Genomic DNA, 4,954 nt, shown 5'->3' with positions numbered 1-4,954 from the left:
GTTCATTGAAATTGGCCTCCTAATTGGAGGCTGTTTAGATCTTGGGGAGAAATAGCGTGTGCAGTTGTGATATGATAAATCCCTCACATGAGAAAATATATGGCAAATAAATACTCGCATATAACGAGTGAGTAAAAGCTCTAAGCTATTTTGGGGCAGAAACGGCTTAGCATTATTGTACGAAGCATGTGAGCATAAATATCATATGGACAACGTAATACGTATTCTAAAATATAATTTTCATCCAACTTAAAACCGTAATTTAGACCATGATTACTCTGCATACCCTCACCACATCTAATATCCTATAAAATCACAATCTTTCCATAAAAAGGTCTAAACATAAGCCGTCTATGTTTAAGCCTGTGTGATAAAACATAGATTATTACTGCAATTACTTTATAACTGTATATAAAAGGCTCTGTTCCCTTTTAGTGTTGGTTTATTCAAGAGCTTCATTAAGCCAGGTTTTGTTTTCGCAAGACGCTTTGTTTTCCATAAAGATAAACCAAGCAATATAATGTTCCATATAACCAGTCCCAACGCCATAAAATCGTTTCATCCAAATTTTCCAACGCATCATGAAATTATTAAGTGTCTGAATATGATATATTTTATCAATAACTTTTTGATTATCCAAACTGATAAGCTGTTTATGATCGATGTTGAAACTAAGTTCTTTAACGATACTTTGATAAGATAAATTACCATCGGTACATAGCACAGAATCAGGTGATAAAAGTGGTGTTAGCGCCAAGCTAAGTTCTTCTTTAGTATCTCGTTTTAAGACCTGATGGCTTATTGCTCCATTGCGATCTAAGGCCAGTAAAATAGGCACTTTTGGGGGATTACCGCCGCCTCGTTTTCTTGATTCTCTCAGCATTTTTTTGGAACCTTTGAAACTCTCGGGTACAAAAGTTTCATCGGCTTCAATAATTCCAGCTAATTCAGTCGGTTTGTGCTCAGAAGGGCTTTTTAGAAAACGATGTCGCCATCTAAATGCTGTTTTTAAATTGATATCTAACTTGTTAGCTGCATATCTCAAACTATTAGATAAACACATACATTCTATATATTTCAGCCATTTCCCTGGTTTTTTCATTCTAAATAGACTTGTTCCAGTGAGAGTGCTGAATGTTTTATAGCAATTTTTACAGCGATAACGTTGTTTTCCTTGGCTGGTATTCCCCCATCTAGATAGTACGTGACTATTGCAATGAGGGCAGTTTGATATTTCATTTTCATGTTTGGCAAGGACTTGGCCGACTTCGTCTTTAGATAGATGGAATTCGATTTGATGATTTAAGCGCTTGAGTTCAGCATAAGATAGGTCTTCAATACTTTCTTGAAAAACAGTAAAAGTGACTTTACTCATAACAGTAACCTCATGATATTGCGGTTACTATCAGTATAGCTAAAACGACCAACACTAAAAGGGAACAGAGCCATATAAAAACAGTGTTCATTATTTTATAATATTAAATACATTGATTTACGCGTTATAAGGAAATACACAATGTCTATTCGTAACCTCAAAGATGGTCACAAGAAACCTTGGCTTTGTGAGTGTTATCCGCAAGGTAGTAAAGGCAAGCGCATTCGTAAACGTTTTGCAACCAAAGGCGAAGCAACAGCGTTCGAGCGCTACACAATGAACGAGATTGACGATAAGCCCTGGTTAGGCGGCAAAGAAGATAATAGACGTTTATCAATGTTGCTTGATCTGTGGTGGAAACTACACGCTAAAAACTTAAAAAGCGGTGCTAATGCATTTCGCCGACTACAAATCATTTGTGAGCAATTAAACGATCCCATCGCATCCAAGTTAACCGCCAGAGACTTTGCACATTATCGAGCAAACCGAGTAACAATGGGTGTACATAATGGCCTTACTGGGGCTGAACTGGCTATATCTTCACATAACTATGATTTGTTGTGGATGAAAGCAGTGTTTAATGAGCTAGCTCGATTAAATGAATGGAATCAACCAAACCCACTTGCAGACATGAAGATGCTAAAAACAGCAGAACGCGAGCTAAGCTACCTTACTCAGGAACAGATAACACAGCTACTAGCAGATGTTCAAAGCAGTCCCATTGCTATACAAATGACACAAATCATTAAAATTTGCCTCGCAACTGGCGCACGAATAACAGAAGCAATAGACCTAAAAGGCGCTCAGGTAACAAAGCACAAAATTACCTTTATCAATACCAAAGGTAAAAGGAATAGGACTGTGCCTATTTCAGAAGATTTATATAATGAGATATACCAGGACACAGCAGGCAGGTTATTTACGTGTGGCTATGGCGTATTGTATAAATGGCTAAGCCGGTGTATTTCAGGTTTACCAAAAGGGCAAGCAACGCATATTTTAAGACATACTTTCGCGAGTTATTTTATGATGAACGGGGGCAATATTTTAGTATTACAGAAGATACTTGGTCATGTAGATATAAAACAAACAATGGCATATTCCCACTTTGCCCCATCACATTTACAAGACGCCGTTTTGTTTAATCCGCTTGCCTGCAGGGGGAAATAAAGTGGCGGTGAAATGGCGATGAATAATACAAACATGTATGTGTATACAGTGGTATTCAATCATAGACCGTATATACGTACATTAGAGGCCACTTATACCATTAAAGCATAAGTGATTGATTTAAATAATACAAATACTAATAATCAAGCCAATTCTAGGTCTATCCAAGTGTAGTGCCCTTCACTGTTCATATTACCGGTTTCAATATGAATAACGTCTGAAAACAGCGGGCTTTCAAATACGAAAGTATGAAACTCACCGTTCTCACCACAAGGATCGATACCTTCTGGTAAGCTAGCGATAAATGCTTCGTCAAAGACTTTACCCACATAGTCGGCAGATAAACGACGTGGATCTACACAGGTAACAATCGCTTTCTGACCACCCGCTAACATATCGTGTGCAAGCTGCTGGGTATCCAATTCCCACAAGGGAAAAATAGCTTCAATACCAGTGCCAACAAGATTATTAACACGGTAGTTTTTAATATCAGCTAAAAACAGATCGCCATAAGCAAAATTAACGACTTCACGCTGTTTTGATTTTTCAACAAACGCATCCATTATCGCTTCGTATTCAAGGTTGCTACACGGGTACGGAATTTCAATAATATCCAAGGGTAAGTTCATTGCCGCAGCTTGGCGCTGTAACAACTCAATACGCACAGAGTGAACAGCGGTACGTTGATACTGCGCATTGACCGAGCAAAAGATACCAGCGATCTCAATAGATGGATCGTTTGCCAATTGCAAACACGTCCATGCAGCGTCTTTACCGGTACTCCACGACACTAACGTTTTTTGTTTTTTCATCACTTTAATGATCCAAATTACCCTACTCTATTCTTCGCTCATCTGTAAGCACAATGACGACAACCATTACCACAACAGCGAGCACGTTTTAAGTGATACCACTCACTAAAAACATAACGGCCATCTTCAATGGTAAAATCGATGTTCTCAACTAATTCTGTTTGATGACGATATGGTTCAGCCAGTGCAAGACGCGCTTTTGGTGAACCCGCCGCATTAAGCTGCTTAATGATCTCGACACCTACGGCCTTTGCTAAACATACTTTACACAAACAATCACTCAGTTCACCCAGTGGCATAATTGTAGGTAGCTCTTGACACCAACAACCACCCTGCTCAATTGCCGAGGCAACACCACAACCAAATTCAGCTTGGCATTTTGAACATTGCTTAGCCACAGGAACGGACATTGGATCAACATTCTCTTCGATATTAACAATTGCTTCATCAACGACTGATTTCGTCATACTTTCAATTTCCAAGTTATACATTCTCACTTTCGTTTGCGTACTGCTGTTGCCATGCTTCGATAATAGCAACAAGTTGATCTAAACCGTCGGTTAAGGCTGCAGGACCAGGTTGTAATATATTTGCCGATTTAATTTCAAATAATTGCTTGTTTTTAACTGCACTGATCTTGTCCCATCCTTCTCGGGTAGCAACATGTTCAGGCTTAAATTTACGGCCACACCACGAACCAATAATTGCGATTGTCGCGCTTGCGGCGGACGAACAGTAAAACCTGAAATACCTGCGATACGTGCTTCTTCGCCTAGTATGTATAGCATTTCCGTCGTTTCCTCTGTCAAACAGACAATCTGTTTCGGATAGTAATCCTTCATTTTATTTAATCCGCAATTTAATTAGATTTTCGAAAGTATATCTTGTTTATAATAAAGTGAATACCCAGCAATTTAAGGTTATATCACCTCAGACTGCTGGGAAACGTTATAGACCCATTACATAGCCAAATACGATAAAACTAGAAACAACAGCCATAATCGGTAATTTCAGTGTGCGTAGTGCAAAGAAACCAATAATGACCGCGGCCATATCGACAGGACTAGAAATTGCAGAGGTAAATACTGGCTGGTATAACGCTGACATCAGTAGCCCAACGACCGCCGCATTAATACCCCATACAGCACCCGCTACTTTAGGTTTAGCCGCAAGCGACTCCCATGCACCGTGGAAACCCAGTACCAGTAAGAAACCCGGTAAAAAGATAGCAAGCGTCGCCATTAACGCGCCCATCAATGGTGAGTTAACCAACAAATCAGCACCTAAGAATGCAGATAATGAGAACATAGGGCCCGGTACAGCTTGTGCTGCTGCATAACCTAATAGGAAACGGTCTGTATCAATCGCATCACCTAACGCTTGTTGCAGCATGGGTAATACCACATGGCCGCCACCAAATACTAAACTACCCGATTGGTAGAAATCAGTAAATACAGTTAGCCATGCAGGCGAATTCGTTAATAACGGTAAACCCGCAAATAACACTGCAAAAATAATCAATGATAAGTAATTAACTCCACCTTGAGTGGCGGGCTCTGACGTTGCTTCACTTGGGCTTTTAAGCTGCATACCAATC

General features: G+C 39.6%; 6 protein-coding genes. 1 reads left to right on the top strand and 5 read right to left on the bottom strand.

Translation table 11 applies throughout. The features are described 5' to 3' along the window. Positions 1 to 442: 442 nt before the first annotated feature. Positions 443 to 1,375, bottom strand: a complete 933-nt coding sequence (locus BT797_RS07070) for an IS1595 family transposase (RefSeq protein WP_075471477.1) — start codon at positions 1,373 to 1,375, stop codon at positions 443 to 445. A 141-nt stretch (positions 1,376 to 1,516) separates the two neighbouring features. Between BT797_RS07070 and BT797_RS07065 the strand changes: the two genes are divergently transcribed. Continuing rightward, the gene (locus BT797_RS07065; protein ID WP_075471475.1) at positions 1,517 to 2,545 is read left to right on the top strand and encodes a phage integrase; all 1,029 of its coding nucleotides are present in this window, start codon (positions 1,517 to 1,519) and stop codon (positions 2,543 to 2,545) included. Between the two features lie 143 nt (positions 2,546 to 2,688). On the opposite strand, the gene BT797_RS07060 is transcribed toward BT797_RS07065, so the two are convergent. From BT797_RS07060 to BT797_RS07045, 4 genes are all read right to left on the bottom strand, one after another. Next, positions 2,689 to 3,357: a Dph6-related ATP pyrophosphatase gene (locus BT797_RS07060; RefSeq protein ID WP_075471463.1), complete on the bottom strand. Its 669-nt coding sequence runs from the start codon at positions 3,355 to 3,357 to the stop codon at positions 2,689 to 2,691. Between the two features lie 38 nt (positions 3,358 to 3,395). Then, positions 3,396 to 3,824, bottom strand: coding sequence for a C1orf53 family protein (locus BT797_RS07055; RefSeq protein ID WP_244534287.1), 429 nt, complete (start codon positions 3,822 to 3,824; stop codon positions 3,396 to 3,398). 93 nt (positions 3,825 to 3,917) lie between these two features. Beyond that, positions 3,918 to 4,145: a hypothetical protein gene (locus BT797_RS24240; RefSeq protein ID WP_045110081.1), complete on the bottom strand. Its 228-nt coding sequence runs from the start codon at positions 4,143 to 4,145 to the stop codon at positions 3,918 to 3,920. 160 nt (positions 4,146 to 4,305) lie between these two features. Beyond that, positions 4,306 to 4,954 (bottom strand): chromate transporter (locus BT797_RS07045; RefSeq protein ID WP_175545650.1); only part of this gene is annotated, 649 nt, incomplete at its 5' end.

This window comes from Moritella viscosa (assembly GCF_900120065.1).
GTDB classification, from domain to species: domain Bacteria; phylum Pseudomonadota; class Gammaproteobacteria; order Enterobacterales; family Moritellaceae; genus Moritella; species Moritella viscosa.
Note: the sequence above shows the minus strand (reverse complement) of the source record. Positions and strands in the feature narration are given on the sequence as shown.

What these genes read in the sequence shown, in the direction of transcription:
- BT797_RS07070 (WP_075471477.1), bottom strand. Translation starts at nt 1,375, where the DNA reads ATGAGTAAAGTCACTTTTACTGTTTTTCAAGAAAGTATTGAAGACCTA.
- BT797_RS07065 (WP_075471475.1), top strand. Translation starts at nt 1,517, where the DNA reads ATGTCTATTCGTAACCTCAAAGATGGTCACAAGAAACCTTGGCTTTGT.
- BT797_RS07060 (WP_075471463.1), bottom strand. Translation starts at nt 3,357, where the DNA reads ATGAAAAAACAAAAAACGTTAGTGTCGTGGAGTACCGGTAAAGACGCT.
- BT797_RS07055 (WP_244534287.1), bottom strand. Translation starts at nt 3,824, where the DNA reads ATGACGAAATCAGTCGTTGATGAAGCAATTGTTAATATCGAAGAGAAT.
- BT797_RS24240 (WP_045110081.1), bottom strand. Translation starts at nt 4,145, where the DNA reads ATGCTATACATACTAGGCGAAGAAGCACGTATCGCAGGTATTTCAGGT.